This window comes from Streptomyces sp. 71268 (assembly GCF_029392895.1).
Classification (GTDB): Bacteria; Actinomycetota; Actinomycetes; order Streptomycetales; family Streptomycetaceae; genus Streptomyces.
Genome location: NZ_CP114200.1, coordinates 802,916 through 817,573, shown reverse-complemented (window position 1 = coordinate 817,573; position 14,658 = coordinate 802,916). Strand labels below are relative to the sequence as shown.

At 69.6% G+C, this 14,658-nt stretch carries 12 protein-coding genes; 5 read left to right on the top strand and 7 right to left on the bottom strand.

What is annotated here, in order from left to right:
* Window positions 1–1,438: 1,438 nt before the first annotated feature.
* From OYE22_RS02865 to OYE22_RS02855, 3 genes are read right to left on the bottom strand one after another with little or no spacing between them, the layout of a single operon-like run.
* On the bottom strand, window positions 1,439–3,034 hold the full coding sequence (locus OYE22_RS02865) for an MFS transporter (RefSeq protein ID WP_277318919.1): 1,596 nt from the start codon (window positions 3,032–3,034) through the stop codon (window positions 1,439–1,441).
* Window positions 3,035–3,061: 27 nt separating this feature from the next.
* Window positions 3,062–3,496, bottom strand: coding sequence for an SRPBCC domain-containing protein (locus tag OYE22_RS02860; RefSeq protein ID WP_277318918.1), 435 nt, complete (start codon window positions 3,494–3,496; stop codon window positions 3,062–3,064).
* A 36-nt stretch (window positions 3,497–3,532) separates the two neighbouring features.
* The gene (locus OYE22_RS02855) at window positions 3,533–4,306 is read right to left on the bottom strand and encodes an SDR family oxidoreductase (RefSeq protein ID WP_277318917.1); all 774 of its coding nucleotides are present in this window, start codon (window positions 4,304–4,306) and stop codon (window positions 3,533–3,535) included.
* Between the two features lie 234 nt (window positions 4,307–4,540).
* On the opposite strand from OYE22_RS02855, the gene OYE22_RS02850 reads away from it, so the two are divergent.
* The 5 genes from OYE22_RS02850 (at window position 4,541) to OYE22_RS02830 (ending at window position 9,906) form a co-directional block, all read left to right on the top strand.
* The gene (locus tag OYE22_RS02850) at window positions 4,541–5,449 is read left to right on the top strand and encodes a helix-turn-helix transcriptional regulator (protein WP_277318916.1); all 909 of its coding nucleotides are present in this window, start codon (window positions 4,541–4,543) and stop codon (window positions 5,447–5,449) included.
* A gap of 903 nt (window positions 5,450–6,352) precedes the next feature.
* Window positions 6,353–6,685: a MerR family transcriptional regulator gene (locus OYE22_RS02845; protein ID WP_277318915.1), complete on the top strand. Its 333-nt coding sequence runs from the start codon at window positions 6,353–6,355 to the stop codon at window positions 6,683–6,685.
* Between the two features lie 57 nt (window positions 6,686–6,742).
* The gene (locus OYE22_RS02840; protein WP_277318914.1) at window positions 6,743–7,525 is read left to right on the top strand and encodes a hemolysin III family protein; all 783 of its coding nucleotides are present in this window, start codon (window positions 6,743–6,745) and stop codon (window positions 7,523–7,525) included.
* A 331-nt stretch (window positions 7,526–7,856) separates the two neighbouring features.
* Window positions 7,857–8,060, top strand: a complete 204-nt coding sequence (locus OYE22_RS02835) for a cold-shock protein (RefSeq protein WP_277318913.1) — start codon at window positions 7,857–7,859, stop codon at window positions 8,058–8,060.
* Between the two features lie 340 nt (window positions 8,061–8,400).
* Window positions 8,401–9,906: a DEAD/DEAH box helicase gene (locus OYE22_RS02830; RefSeq protein WP_277318912.1), complete on the top strand. Its 1,506-nt coding sequence runs from the start codon at window positions 8,401–8,403 to the stop codon at window positions 9,904–9,906.
* 322 nt (window positions 9,907–10,228) lie between these two features.
* Here OYE22_RS02830 and OYE22_RS02825 read toward each other — a convergent pair whose 3' ends face one another.
* The 4 genes from OYE22_RS02825 to OYE22_RS02810 all read right to left on the bottom strand — a co-directional run bounded on the left by OYE22_RS02825 (window position 10,229) and on the right by OYE22_RS02810 (window position 14,635).
* A complete protein-coding gene (locus OYE22_RS02825; RefSeq protein ID WP_277318911.1) occupies window positions 10,229–10,588 on the bottom strand; it encodes a hypothetical protein in 360 nt (119 codons plus the stop codon).
* A 74-nt stretch (window positions 10,589–10,662) separates the two neighbouring features.
* Entirely contained in the window at window positions 10,663–11,031 is a 369-nt protein-coding gene (locus tag OYE22_RS02820; RefSeq protein WP_277318910.1) for a YciI family protein, read from the bottom strand.
* 128 nt (window positions 11,032–11,159) lie between these two features.
* Window positions 11,160–13,886: a helix-turn-helix transcriptional regulator gene (locus OYE22_RS02815; RefSeq protein WP_277318909.1), complete on the bottom strand. Its 2,727-nt coding sequence runs from the start codon at window positions 13,884–13,886 to the stop codon at window positions 11,160–11,162.
* Window positions 13,887–14,083: 197 nt separating this feature from the next.
* Window positions 14,084–14,635: a DUF2199 domain-containing protein gene (locus tag OYE22_RS02810; RefSeq protein WP_277318908.1), complete on the bottom strand. Its 552-nt coding sequence runs from the start codon at window positions 14,633–14,635 to the stop codon at window positions 14,084–14,086.
* Window positions 14,636–14,658 lie beyond the last annotated feature (23 nt).

The window sequence follows — 14,658 nt, the reverse complement described above, 5'->3', positions numbered from 1 at the left end:
TTAAGGGCAGGGCCCGGTGTGGGTGGTGGGCCGCTCCGGCGACAGGAAGGAAGGGAGCCCGACAACGTTGGCCTTCTCTTCCGTAGCTCGCCCGTTCGAGATGCGCCCGGAGGGTGAGCGACTCTTACGGCGCCACGCCGACTGACCCGGTGCACAACGAATCCCTGGCACAGGTTCGGTGTCCGGGGCATGAGTAGGGGACGGCGGTCGACCCCAAAGAGTCGGCAAAGATTTGGTCCTCACTCTCATCCCCCCGTTAGCAGTGCCGATTGGGAATCTCGGCGCTATGTGTCAACTTTGGCAGTGTAGATGCCCTCAGACAATGGTCTTCTCCTGTGCGTTACCTCTCCTGCAATGAACTGGCCATGATGAAAGATTCCGACACATTTCATAAAAGCGGTCCCCGGCGACCACGGCGGAAGACCGCCCCTGCCAGTTCCCTACGCGGGCGGGTGTCGCTGACATCGGCCTGCCTGGGGCGGGTACACGACGCGCGATCACGCTTCGCTCCGGCCAGACAGCCGCCCAGAGGCCGTCGACCACCACGGTGCGCGTCACGTGCGACGCGGTCCGGGCAATGTCCTACGGCCGTGGCCGGGGGTGGGGAGCGGCGTGTGGGCGCGTCCGGTGCTGGCATCGGCCAGCAGGGAGGAAGACGCAGCTCGGCCCGGCAGAAGCGTGGCGCCGTCGTCGGGGGAGAGACTCCGTGCCGCCAGAGCCGGATCCCGTACGGCCCACTGGCTGAGGGGCCTCGATGCCCCCGCACGGCAGGGCCTACGACACGCACCCCACGCCGTCCGCATCCTTCGGCGCAGCCGCCCGCGAGGACCGGTACCGGGCGTGGAGGGAGCGGCACTCTCCACGCGTCTCAGGGGCGCGACCACCAAGCTTCGACGTGCTGCCCCCGTCGACAGACGAGAGCGGACGCCCAGCTCAGGAAGGCCTCTCGGTGGAGAACGCACGCGTCAGTCGCGCCACGAACTGCAGAATGGCGAATTACCGTTAGCGACAGTCAGACAGCCTCACGGCACTTCCGGAACGGCGAATACCGTATTTTCCCACCCGCGCGAATCGGTGCTGTGCGGTGGTTTGATGAGGCGCGAATATGTCTCAAAACGCTACTGTCGGAGGGGAGAGAGCGCGGTGCCAGTCAGAAATGCGTGGCGCGCTACCACGCTGCTCAAGACGGAACCCATCACCTGTTATGAGAAAGACCGTCTTGATCGAAAAGGTGGAGCCTTGCTGACTTCGCTACGGCCGGACGACGCATCCCTGGCTCCCATAGGCGGAGGTCGGGGCGTCCACGCACGCCTCAGGTGAGTTCGACCGCCGTCTCGCGAGGAACGCGAGCCGCTTGGCCGCCCGGACGGCATGCCAAACGGGGCGGGCGCCCAGTCAAGGGCACCCGCCCCGCCGTGTGTGCGCGACCAGTGTCGGGCTACGGCACGCTTTCCGCTGTGGCCGCGCCCTTGGTCGGCGTCGCTGCCCCCGCGCTGGCGGCGGGTCGCTCCTTCGGCTCGCCGAGCATGGCGTAGATCGCCACGGACAGCAGCGCGCAGATCACGGCGCTGACCCACAGCACCGCGTGCCAGGCGTCGGTGAACCCGTCGGCGACGAAGTCGAAGAGCCCGGACCGCGCGTCGGCCGGCAGCTCGGACAGCGCGTCGTCGAGGTCGCCCGCGTTCGCGTCGTTGGCCAGATCCTCCGGTTCGCCCCGATAGGTGGGGAAGCGGTCCAGTCCGTCCCGGAGCGAATTCTGCAACAGGTTGACGAGCGCCGAGCCGGCAGCGGCGATGACGACGGCCTCGCTGCCCAACCGGAGGGTGTTGAGGAAACCCGCGGCGGCGCCCGTCGCCTGGGACGGGACGACAGTGAGGACGGCACCGTCGACCAGCCCGAAGTTGAGCCCGAGCCCGATACCGAGTGTGATCAGGGGGCCCGCCAGAGCGCCGGCGCCTACCCCCGGCTCCAGGACCAGGGCGAGCCACGCCACCCCGAACGTCAGACACGCCAGGCTGGCGGTGAACACCGAGCGCGCTGACCAACCCCACTTGATGAGCTTCCCGGCCAGGATCGGCCCGACCAGGATTGGCACTGTCATGAGCAGCATCATGGCGCCAGCTGACTTGCTGCTCGACTCGTTGACCACCACCAGGTAGTTCGGCAACAGCGGCAGCAGGATCACGAAGGCGAACGTGACCACCACGGGGATCAGGCACAGTGCCATGAACCGACCGTTGCGCAACAGCGACAGGTCGAACATCGGGTGCTCCTGGCGCCGCTCCACCAGCACGAAGACCACCATCAGGACCACCGACCCGATCAACAGCGCGAGGACACCGGCACTGCCCCAGCCCCACTGAGGCCCCTCGACCATGCCGAGCATGAGGAGGAACAGGCTGCCGACGAAGGTCACCGTCCCCGTCCAGTCCACCCTGGCCGCCGACTCGTTCCGCGACTCCGGCATGAACGGCACGACCAACAGGACCAGAGCCATCAACAACGCGTGCGAACCGTAGAACGCGCGCCACCCCAGAGTGTCGGACAGCACACCCGCGATCATGGCTCCCAGGGCGAGACCGGCGCCGGTGGCGATGCCTACGGCGGCGAACGCCCTGGTCCGGGCGGCACCGTCGAACGTGGTGGCCAGGATGGAGCTGCCACTGGTCAGCAACGCGGCCGCGCCCACGCCCGCCAGCCCGCGCACGACGTCGAGCAGGATGATGTTGCTCGCCACCGCGCTGACCAGCGAGGCCCCGGTGAACAGCGCGGCGCCCACCGCGAACATGCGCCGACGCCCCACGAGATCGGCCAGCGAACCGCAGGCCAGCATGAAGCTCGCGAAGGTCAGGTTGTAACCGTGCACCACCCATTGCAACGCGTCCAAGGAGGCGTGCGTGTCATGGTCGATGTGCGGTAGCGCGACCCCCGACCCCGTCACGGAGGTCGGCAGGATCAACAGTGTCAACAGCACCGCGCCCAGCGTGAGCTGGGGGCTCGATCGGCGCTTGCCACCCGCCAAGAGGGCATTCACTTCGCGTGCTCCTTCATCACAAGCGCGTCAGCGCTGGGATTCGGCTCGTACTTTCAAGGCGGCGTTCATGAGCAGGAACCCCTCTTCGATGCGCCAGACCATCCCGCCGGCGAAAGGCATGGTCAGGCCGCCGAAGTCCTCCCGCTGGCGCAGCCGCACGCCTGTTTCGATTTCCTCCAGAAGGAATTCGTGGCGGGCGCGGAACACCGTCGCGTGACGAATGATCCCCGACCACTGGAGGTGGCGATTTCGCTCCACGACCGTAACCGTGGGGGAGTGGGTCTCCTGCTGTGACTTCTTGGGGCGCTGCATGCGCAGCCACAGTTCCTGGCCGACTTCGGCCTTTCCGCGGGCTTCCAGGATGAACGGGTTCCACTCCCCGTACCGGTCGAAGTCCACGATGACGTCCCAGACCACGTCCAGGGGCGCCGCTATGTTGACGTACGTTTCGATGGTGCGCATTTCCGGTCTCCTCTTCACGCGGTGGCCGACGACTGATCAGGCGGGGATCGCGTTCACGACGCCCCCGTCGACCAGGAGGTCGACGCCGTTGACGAACGCGGCGGCGTCGGAGGCCAGGAACGCGACCGTTCGGGCCACCTCTTCCGGTGTACCGACCCGCTGTTGCACCGACTGCCGGGCGCTGGCCTCCCGCTCCTCGGGGGTGGGGACCGACTCCTGGAACATGTCCGTGTCGATGTAGCCGGGGCTGATCGAGTTGACCCGGATGCGCCGGTCGGCCAGGTCGCTCGCCAGGGTCTTGGCGAGGTTGGCTGCGGCTGCCTTGGTCGCGGCGTACAGGGAGCCGATGGCCAGGCCTCGATGGTGGGTCCAGGAGGCGTTGATGACGATCGAGGCGCCGTCTCGCAGCAGCGGCAGCGCGCGCTGCACGGTGTAGAAGACGCCCTTGAAATTCGCGTCGACCACGAGGTCGACGTCCTCCGCGGTGAAGTCCTGAACACGCTTGAAAACGCCGACACCGGCGTTCGCGAAGACCACGTCGAGCTGCCCGAAGCGCTCACTCACCGCGCCCAGCAGACGGTCCAGGTCGGCCGGCCGGGAGACGTCAGCGGGTGCCGCGAACAGTTGGTCGCCACCATCCAGGCGCTCGGCCGCTGCCTTCAGGCGGTCCTCGCCGCGCCCGGTGATGACGACCTTCGCGCCTTCGGCGAGAAAGAGTTCGGCGGCGGAGAATCCCATGCCGGTGGCACCACCGGTGATCAGGACGACCCGGCCGTCGAATCGAGAGGGGGTCGGATTGTTCTGCGTCATGACATACCCAGTCAGTTAAGTAATCGGAAGAGGTGGCCGGATCGCCATCGCATTCGGCCGTGGTGACGCGTCAGTAAAGGTGCCGACGAGCGCCGGAACCTCCGTTTCCGCCCATGCCTGCCGGTGAGCGCGCAGGAAGAGACAGGGCCCATCGGGGTGGGCCCGGCATTCGTCACGTCGAGCATCTTCTGCGACATTGCCCGGACGTGAGTAGAGCCTGCTTATGGTGGTGTCATGACCACCACTCACACCTCAGCAGCCGACGGAGCGGACCAGTCCCGACCACGTAGAGAGGAACTCCGCGCCTTTCTGCGCTCGCGTCGTGCCCGGGTCAGGCCGGAGGACGTCGGGCTTCCCGGCCGGGGGCTGCGTCGGACACCCGGCCTGCGCCGCGAGGAGGTCGCGACGCTCGCCGGCATCGGGGTCTCCTGGTACACATGGCTGGAGCAGGGACGCGTCATCAACGTCTCGGACTCCGTCGTGGAGTCGATCAGCCGGGTGCTCACTCTCAACCGTGCCGAGCGGGCGTACCTGTACCAGTTGGTGGGTCTGCAGCCGCCAGAGGACAAGGTTGTCGAGGACGCAGCTCCCATGCCCGAGCTGCGGCGGTTGGTGGACGTGTGGTCGCCCTACCCGGCCTACGTACTGGACCGGTGGTGGAACTTCATCATCATCAACCGGTCGGCACAGGCGGTGTTCGGGCTCCGTGGCCACGGCCAGAACTGCTTGGTCTCCTTTTTCACTGACGAGAAGTACCGCTCCTTTTTCGCCAACTGGGACACCCTGGCCCCGCAGGTGGTCGCCGACTTCCGGGGAGCCGCCGCGGCCTACTCCGACGATCAGCGGTTCGCCGTGATCGCGTGCCGGCTCCGCCAGGAGAGCCCGGACTTCGCACGTCTCTGGGACCAGCACGACGTACGCAAGGAGTCCAACGGAACCAAGTCCGTACTGCACCCCGTCATGGGCGAGATGACCTTCGATCACCTGGTCCTGCACCCGTCGAGCCGCCACGATCTGCGTGTCACTGTTCACCTGCCCCGCGAGGGGTTCACCGCACGGCGCAGGCTGGAGCGGCTGCTGGAGAGCCATCCCGCCGTCGGCGACCCGGGGTCGGAGGCCACCGGAGGCGCCCTTACGGGCTAGCTGTACGACCCTGTGAGGTCGGGGACGCGGCTGGTGGGTGGCTGCCGTTTCAGGGAGGGCGGTGTCTCAGCGCTGGTGATCGTAGGGCGGCGACGGGTAAGCACATCCGGTCGCGGGCCTCGGCCGGAGCGAGACCGTCGCGCACTCACCCCGTGGCCAACGCCGACTATCCCCGCCCCCGAGCCGCGAAAATCTATGCCGGCCAGAGTAGACATTGGGCAGTGGCGTGGTTATGGTTTTTCTCGTAGCCAGAGAGACAAGCAGGGCCCGGCAGAGACGAACTGCCGGGCAGTAGTACCCGCAGTAGCAGCTCGCAAGACGGTGCGGCGGTGGAGTTTCGAAGCCGGAGTGATCGCAGGATGGCGACGGGACTGACGGCCGGACCGGGTGGCCCGCGGTGATCAGGGGCCGCCGTGAGCAGTACCGCAGTTCACGCGGGAGCAGTACCCAGCAGCGAAGGTGAGCAGCACCTCGGTGAAGGCGTCGGCTGCGGACGCGCGCACCGGGAGGTTCGGCAGTGGGGTTCCAAGCCAGAGCAGAGGCAGGACGGGCGACGGGGCTGGCTGCCGAAGAGTGGCGCTGGCACAGGCCACTGAGCAACACGCAGGACAGCAGTACCGGATGTAGGCAAGAGATCGATCCCAGAGGGAAGAACGGAGGGACCAGGCGCCATCAGGATCGCCCGGGCGTGAAGTCTGAGCCCGGGTACCGCAGGACATCGATAGTGAGGTGGTCTCCGGTCAAGCAACCGCGATCCCCGCGCCCCCGGCAGAGTTCAGGTCGGGTCAGCGGAAACAGAAGGCCGGCGTAGTACCAGGGCCGGCAGATGGTGTAGTTGTTCCTTCGGGGCCCGGGTGCCATGTGGCACTCGGGCCCCTCCACGCGTTCCGCAAAGAGGTGTATATGACAGCAAATGACTCGTTCGACCGTCTCGACGACGACGACTACCCCGCCTACACGATAGGCCGGGCCGCCGAACTGCTCGGCACCACGCAGGGCTTCCTTCGCGCCGTCGGAGAAGCCCGCCTCATCACCCCGCTCCGTTCCGAGGGCGGCCACCGGCGTTACTCCCGCTACCAACTGCGCATCGCCGCCCGGGCCCGGGAACTCGTCGACCAGGGCACGCCCGTCGAGGCCGCCTGCCGCATCGTCATCCTCGAAGACCAGCTCGAAGAGGCCCGACGTATCAACGCCGAGTACCGCCGCTCCGCGTCCCAGTCCGCGGCCGGCGACTGATCCGCGGTCGCGGTAACGCTCACGGTACCTTCCGCCCACTGATTTCCGGATGAGTACATGACTGCTGAAAACGCCCATCCGGTGGCGCGCAGCCGCCAACCCGAACACCCTGCCCGCGTCGGCCGCGTTCCAGCGGTCGACGCGCCGCCCGACCCGCCCGCCCAGCGGGCAGGTGCCGCCGCCCCGGAAGAGGCCCTGCGGCGCGCGGCGGCTGTGCTGAAGCCGAGGATGCGGGGCTGGCTGCACGCCGGGGTGTTCCCCCTCGCGCTGGCCGGCGGCATCGTCCTGATCGCCCTGGCCCGCTCGACGGCGGCGGTCGCCGCCTGCTCGGTGTACGCGCTGTCGGCCTGCCTGCTGTTCGGTACCAGTGGGCTCTACCACCGCGGGACCTGGGGCCCGCGTGGGGAGGCCGTCCTGCGGCGGCTGGACCACGCGAACATCTTCCTGATCATCGCCGGCACGTACACGCCCCTGGCGGTCTCGCTGCTGCCCGGGGATCAACAGCGGGTTCTGCTGTCCCTGGTCTGGGGCGGAGCCACGGCCGGCATCACCTTCCGCGTCTTCTGGATCAACGCCCCGCGATGGCTCTACACCCTGTGCTACATCGCCCTGGGCTGGGCCGCCGTCTTCTACCTCCCCGACTTCGCGCGTGCCGGCGGCGCCGCGGTGGTCGCGCTCATCATCGCCGGCGGCCTCCTCTACACCGCGGGCGCGGCCGTGTACGGCCTCAAGCGGCCCGACCCCTCACCGAACTGGTTCGGCTTTCACGAGGTCTTCCACACGCTCACCATCGCCGCGTTTTCCGCGCACTACACGGCCATCTTCCTGGGGGCTACCTGACCAGCGAGGGTCAAGCCCGCCGTGCGCCGTAAAAGAAGTTCACCGGCGCTCGTCTATCTGTTGCGGCCGAATGAGGTTTTGGCGGGCGGCGCGCGGAGTGTTTCTCTCGGTGCAGGCGAAGTGCGGTCAGCAATCAGACGAGCGCCTTTCCCGCGTGCTACTGTCGGTCTCAGTTGCAGTTGTGGTTCCCAAGACTTCGACGCTGGCCTCGGTTATTCGGCCGTGGGTAGCGTCTTGTATTTCCGGTTGTTCTCCGGGCGGGGCATCATCGCGGCGACCCGGTGTCCGTGAATCGCGGATTCCGGCGTACTGCCCCACAAGGAGATATGACATGGCGTCTGGCACTGTGAAGTGGTTCAACGCGGCCAAGGGTTTCGGCTTCATCGAGCAGGACGGTGGCGGTCCCGACGTGTTCGCCCACTTCTCGAACATCGCCGCCCAGGGCTTCCGTGAGCTGGTCGAGGGGCAGAAGGTCACCTTCGACATCGCTGCGGGCCAGAAGGGCCCGACGGCCGAGAACATCGTTCCCGCCTGACGCTGACGCGCACTTCGTAGCTGGGGCCCGCATCCCTCGGGGTGCGGGCCCCAGCTACGAGCATTTTCCTCGGTGCCGCCGCCCGAGGGGCAGCCCCTCCAGATCCTCTCCAGCGGCGCCCGCCTTTTCCGGGCCGCGCCCGTCGGCGTCCGTGATCTCGCGCCCCTGTGGCGTCCCTCTTTTGTCGCCCGCACCGCGCATCGAATTCCCCGCGCTGCGGTTGCGCTTTCGCTTTCGCTTTCATTCTCGCATTCCATTTCGGCCCGTTCTCGTGATTCCCGGCGCTGTGGTTCCGCTGCGGGAATGCCTTGATACGTGCCGTATCGAGGAAGGTTCTCCCATGAACCCCACACGTACGAGCCGCACCTCCCGGCCCCGTCGCTCCGGCGGCCCCGCTTTCGACGCCGGTTCGGGTCGGGGCGGTCGCTTCGGCTCACCCGCCCCGAGGCGCTCAGGCGGCCCGAGCCGGTCGGGCGGCCCCGGTCGGCGGTCCGCCGTGCCCACCGGCGAGTTCGCCCCGCCGAAGACGATCACTCCCGCACTGCCCGCGGTCGAGGCGTTCGCCGACCTCGACATGCCCGCCCCACTGCTGGCCGCGCTGACCGCGCAGGGCATGAGCGCCCCGTTTCCGATCCAGGGTGCGACCCTGCCCAACACCCTCGCGGGCCGCGACGCCCTGGGACGTGGGCGCACCGGCTCCGGAAAGACCCTCGCCTTCGGTCTGGCGCTGCTGGCCCGCACCGCCGGCCGGCGCGCCGAGTCCCGCCAGCCGCTGGCCCTGGTCCTCGTTCCGACGCGCGAGCTGGCCCAGCAGGTGACCGACGCGCTCACCCCCTACGCCCGCTCCGTGAAGCTGCGCCTGGCCACCGTCGTCGGCGGAATGCCGATCGGCCGGCAGGTCAACGCGCTGCGGGGCGGCGCCGAGGTCGTCGTCGCCACGCCGGGCCGGCTCAAGGACCTCGTCGACCGCGGTGACTGCCGGCTGAACCAGGTCGCGATCACCGTCCTGGACGAGGCCGACCAGATGGCCGACATGGGTTTCATGCCCCAGGTCACCGAACTCCTGAACCAGGTACGCCCCGAGGGTCAGCGGATGCTGTTCTCCGCCACCCTCGACCGCAACGTCGACCTCCTGGTGCGCCGGTATCTCACCGACCCGGTCGTCCACTCCGTCGACCCGTCCGCCGGTGCGGTCACCACCATGGAGCACCACGTGCTGCACGTGCACGGCGCGGACAAGAACCGTACGACCACCGAGATCGCGGCCCGCGACGGCCGGGTGATCATGTTCCTGGACACCAAGCGCGCCGTGGACAAGCTCACCGACCACCTGCTGGCCAATGGTGTACGGGCCGCCGCCCTGCACGGTGGGAAGGCGCAGTCGCAGCGCACCCGGACGCTGGCCCAGTTCAAGACCGGGCACGTCACCGTGCTCGTCGCCACGAACGTCGCCGCCCGCGGCATCCACGTCGACAACCTCGACCTCGTCGTCAACATCGACCCGCCGACCGACCACAAGGACTACCTCCACCGCGGCGGCCGTACCGCGCGGGCCGGCGCGTCGGGCAAGGTCGTCACCCTGGTCACCCCCGCTCAGCGTCGCGGCATGAGCCGCCTCATGGCCGCCGCCGGGATCGTGCCCCAGACCACCCAGGTCCGCCCCGGTGACGAGGCGCTGAGCCAGCTCACCGGTGCCCAGGCGCCCTCCGGCGTCCCCGTGACGATCACCGCGCCGGTGGCCGAGCGACGCAAGCGGAGCGCGGCCTCACGCGGGCGGCGCAGCCCCGCCTCGGCTGCCCTGCGCAGGACCACGCGGCAGACCTCCCACGACGCCGCAGCGGCCTAGAGACCTCGTGACCGGGAAACTGACCCACCACTGCTCACCCTGGGCCAGCTCACCGCGGTCCGTGACAGTCCCACGTACACGGACCGGGTCCAACTGCGCGACATCCTCGACGGCGGTAAGCCGCCCAGTCCCTCCGCCGTGTCCACGAGCGCCGAAGCCGAGCACGCGGTGCCGGGCCGCCGGCTGGCCGCACAGCCGGTCGTCGATGGCCAGGGCACCGCGCGGGACGCCCTCGCCCCGGCCCAACGGCGAGGGTCCGACCGGCGGATGCCGGTCGGACCCTCGTCCCGTTGCCGCGTGGTGCGTCAGCGCGGCGTTGTGTTCACTGGTCGGAGTAGCTGAAGTCGCCCACGGTCCAAGCGCTGACGTCTTCGATCGCCACGCGGTACATCCCACCCGTCTCCGGGATGCCCACCGTGCCCTGCAGAATCCGTGCCACATGGAAATGCAGGTGCGTGGGCGTCTTCTTCTCACCACCCGTAGCGGTGAAGGCGGTGGAGAACTCACTGAGCTGGGCCGAGTCCGCCAGGACCTCGGACACCCGCTGCCTCCAGACAGCTTCGGGAGCCAGTCGACCCGTGATGACAGCACCACCGGTGACCACGGTCAGAGTCATCTGGTTGCTGCGCTCGGACTCCACCAAGGCCGCGACATCGACAAGCAGTTCGTCAGGCTTCGACATGGGAAGCGATTCTAATCAACGCCGCTCGGTCCGCCTAAGCGCCGGGGCAGGTGGGTCACGCAGGTCGCGGAGGCTCAGGCGCCGGGTTCCTCCTGGAGGGCCCGCACCTCGACCCTGCTGCGCAGCGCCCGCGAGGCCTGCTTGGCCCATTCGATCGCGACATCGTCGTTCTCGGCCTCGATGATCCAGAAGCCACCGAGGTACTCATCGGCCTCGACGAACGGACCCGGTGTGAGGACGGGGCTGTCTCCGGAATAGTCCACCGTGGTCGCGCTCGACGGCGGCTGCAGCCCCCCGGCGGTCACGAACGCGCCCGCCTCCTCGATGGCGGTGTTGAACGCACCGACCGCGGCCATGATCTCCTGCAGCTCCGCCGGGTCCATGGACTCCATCGTCGGCTCCTCGGCGGAGTCGTGCGGGAGGCTCAGGAAGTACTTCGTCATGCTCGTCTCCTCGTCGTAGGGCCCACGGCCGACGGCCGCCGCCTTGATGACCGCAACGCTAGGCGGGGCGTACCGCTGACGTATCAGTCATCGTGACTGGTGTCCGGGGAACCGACGACCGGCGTCGGTCACCGGACGAGGTGGGCCAGCTCGGCACGCCCGGTGACGCCGAGCTTCGGGTACGCCTTGTAGAGGTGGTGGCCGACGGTTCGTGGGCTGAGGAAGAGCTGGGCGGCGATCTCCTTGTTGGTGTGACCGCTGGCGGCCAGCCGTACGACCTGCAGCTCCTGCGGGGTCAACAGCGTGAGCGGGCCGCCACCCCGAGGCTCCTCGCTCCGCTCGCCGAAGGCGGCCAGCTCGCCGCGCGCACGCTCGGCCCAGAGCCGCGCGCCGAGGCGCTCGAACGCGGAGACCGCCGCCGCGAGATGGCCGCGGGCCTCGGCACGACGGCGACGGCGCCGCAGCCACTCGCCGTAGACGAGCTGGGTACGGGCGTGCTCGTACGGGCCGCCGTGCCGCTCGTGGAGCCGCAGCGCCCCGGCGTACAGTGCCTCGGCGTCGCCGTCGTCGGCCAGCAGGGCCCGGCACCGCAGGACGAGCCCGGTGGCGACCGGACGGTCGACGTGCTCGGCCCAGTACCGGAAAGCCGCCAGCGGCCCGTGGGCGCGATCCGGCACGCCCCCGCGTACGGCCGCCTCCACCAGGTCCGGCACCGCCCGTACCAGGAGATCGCGGCTCGCCGGCCCCCGGCACACGAGGTCAAGCCTGTCGAACGCGTCCCCGAACCGCCGGGCGGAAAGGTCGAGCATCCCCAGGCCCCAGTCCCCGACCTCGGCGTTGACCCGGTGCCGGGCCCGGGCCCGGGGGAGCACCTCGTCGGCGAGAGCCCGGCAGCCCGCCTCGTCACCCGACACGGCGCGCAACCACACCTCCACCGACCGGTGGGCCAGGCGCTCGGTCGTGTTCCCGAGTTCGTCGCTCACGGCGACACCTTCGGCCACACACGCGCGGGCGTCCGCGAACTCGCCGCGCAGCAGCCGTGCCACGGCGAGCACGTTCAGGGTGTACGGGACCCACCCCAACGCCCCGGAAGCCCGCACCACGGCCAGCATGTCCTCGGTCTCGGCGACGACGTTGTCATCGTCGGCGATCATGAGCCCGCCGAAGCCGGCGGTGATACGACGCATCAGGTCGTGCCCGCCACCGGGTGTGGCGGTGTGGAGATCGCGCATCGGGCCGACGGCCAGCTCCGGACGGCCGGCGAAAAGCTCCGCCCACCCCTGGAGGGCGGCGACCACGGGTGCCCAGTGCTCGGGCGGGGTGAACCCGCGCATCAGGTCCGCCGCGCGCCGCACGAGGTCGTGCGCCGCCCCGTGCCGGGCGGCGTGCGCGGCCTCGTAGAGCGTGAGCGCGGCGCGCTCCGGATCGCTGTCACGTACCAGTGCGGCGGCCTCAAGCGTCAGCTCCGCGTCGGCCCGTGGCGAGGTGCGCTCGTACTCCACGGCGCCACGGGTGTAGATGGCATCGGTCCGGACGCCGGTGTCGGTGGTGAGCGCGAGCGCTTCGGCCGCCAGCCGGGCGGCGCGGTCGGCCTTGCCCGCGTCGAACGCTGCCTGGCTGGCCCGGGCGATACGCCGGGCCTTCAGCTCCCGGTCGGCACTGAGCCGACCGGCGCGTTCGTAGGCGGCGCACACCGCCATCGCGCCGCCCCGGTGCCAGGCCCGCTCCGCCACGCCCTGGAGTTCGGCGGCCACCGCCTCGTCGGGCCGGGTGGTGGCGGCGGCGAGGTGCCAGGCCCGACGGTCGGCATCGGCGTCCGCGCGCAGCGCCTCGGCGTACGCGCGATGGACCTCCATCCGCCGGTGCAGCGGCGCGTCCTGGTAGGCGGCAGCGCGTACCAGGGGGTGACGGAAGGTTATCCGGCTGTCGATCCGGACCAGCCGGTCATGTTCGGCGGGCGCCAGGTCGTCGGCGGCGCCACCGAGGGATTCGATCACGTGCAGGATCGTCGCCAGCGGCGCCGCCGTGTCGGCCGCCGCCACCAGGAGGGCGCGTTGGGTGGGGCCGGGGAGTTCCACGATCTGGTGGCGGAACGCCTCCTGTACGCGGCGGGTCACCGGCAATGGGCCGACCTGCTCGGCCGGGTCCAACTCGTCCACGTCGGGGGCCGCGAGCCGCGACGACCCGAGTTCGATGATCGCCAGGGGATTGCCGCCGGACTCCGCGAGAACCCTGCTCCGCACCCGTTCGGCGAGCTCCGGCGCGTGGCCGTCCAGCAGCCGGGCGGCCTCGGGCGCGGCGAGGCCGGACAGGTCCACGACCTCGACCCCCGCGACCACGGCCGGCACCGCCGTGTCGCGCACCGCGAACAGCACCGCGATCGGGTCGGCCACGAAGCGCCGGGCCGCGAACAACAGTGCCTCCACGGACCCCTGGTCGAGCCACTGCAGGTCGTCGACCACGCACAGCAGCGGGGAGTCCTCGGCCAGATCGGCGAGCAACGACAGGGTGCCGGCGGAGATCAGGAACCGGCTGGCGTCGTCTCCCTCAGCCAGGCCGAACGCGCGACGCAGCGCCGTCGCCTGGGGAGCGGGCAGGGCGTCCAACCGATCCAGGTGGGGAAACAGGAGTTGGTGCAGGCCGCCGTAGGCCAGCTCGTGATCGGACTCGACCCCGGCCCCGCGCACCACGCGCATGCCCTCGGCCTCGGCGATCGACACGGCGTGGTCGAGCAGAACCGACTTCCCGATCCCCGGCGCGCCCCGCAACCCCAGCGCCCCGCTACGCCCGTCACGCGCCTCCGCCAGCAGGCGCTGAACCCGCGCCTGCTCGACGTCCCTTCCCACCAGCAACATGCGGGCACCCTAGTCTGCGGTCGTGAACGCGGTCGCGGCTGGTGGTTCGGGCCAAGGCAGACGCTGGCGCCTCGGGCCGCAGTAGGTACGCATACTTGTTCGTCACGGGTCAGCCCCGTGGAGACTCCGTCTCGATGAACCGCTGGGCCCCGCGGCTCAGGCCGGCGGGTGCGACCAGGGCGGGCGATGCGGACTGGTCAGCCACTACTGCCGCCGGCCGTCAGCGGCGTGGGCACGGTTTCTCCGGTGTGGAGCACGGCCGAGGCGATCTCCCGCACACGCTCCAGGCTGATTCCTGCGCGCTGCTCTACGGCGAGGGGATGCTCGGTGGGCTCCAGCTCGACGAAGGGGCGTTCGCCGACCGGACGGGTATGGACGTGCGTCTTCAGGTTGAGCGTCGTCGTCGGGTAGACCGGAAGATCGGTGGTGAGCCAGCCGAAGTACGGCTTCTCGGCCTCTCGGCCGGGCCTGTCCCACAGCTCCGACACCCGGGAGAAGCTCTCCTGACTGAGGGAGACCCAGACGCCCCAGGAGAACACCTCGTCGCTGCCGATGATCGGTATCTCGATCAACCCCTTGACGAAGTAGTGCTCACCACGGATCACGCACTGATCCGTGGTGAGCAAGCAGTCGTCGGCGTCGGCGAAGGCTGGGTCCCACGCGCCGGGGGCCTCGGACGTGTAGTTCGTCGGCAGCTCAGGGTGGTGGGCCCCGCAGCACGCGCAGGTGAACCCGGGATCACTGGTCATGGTGCCGGAGCCTAGCGACGAAC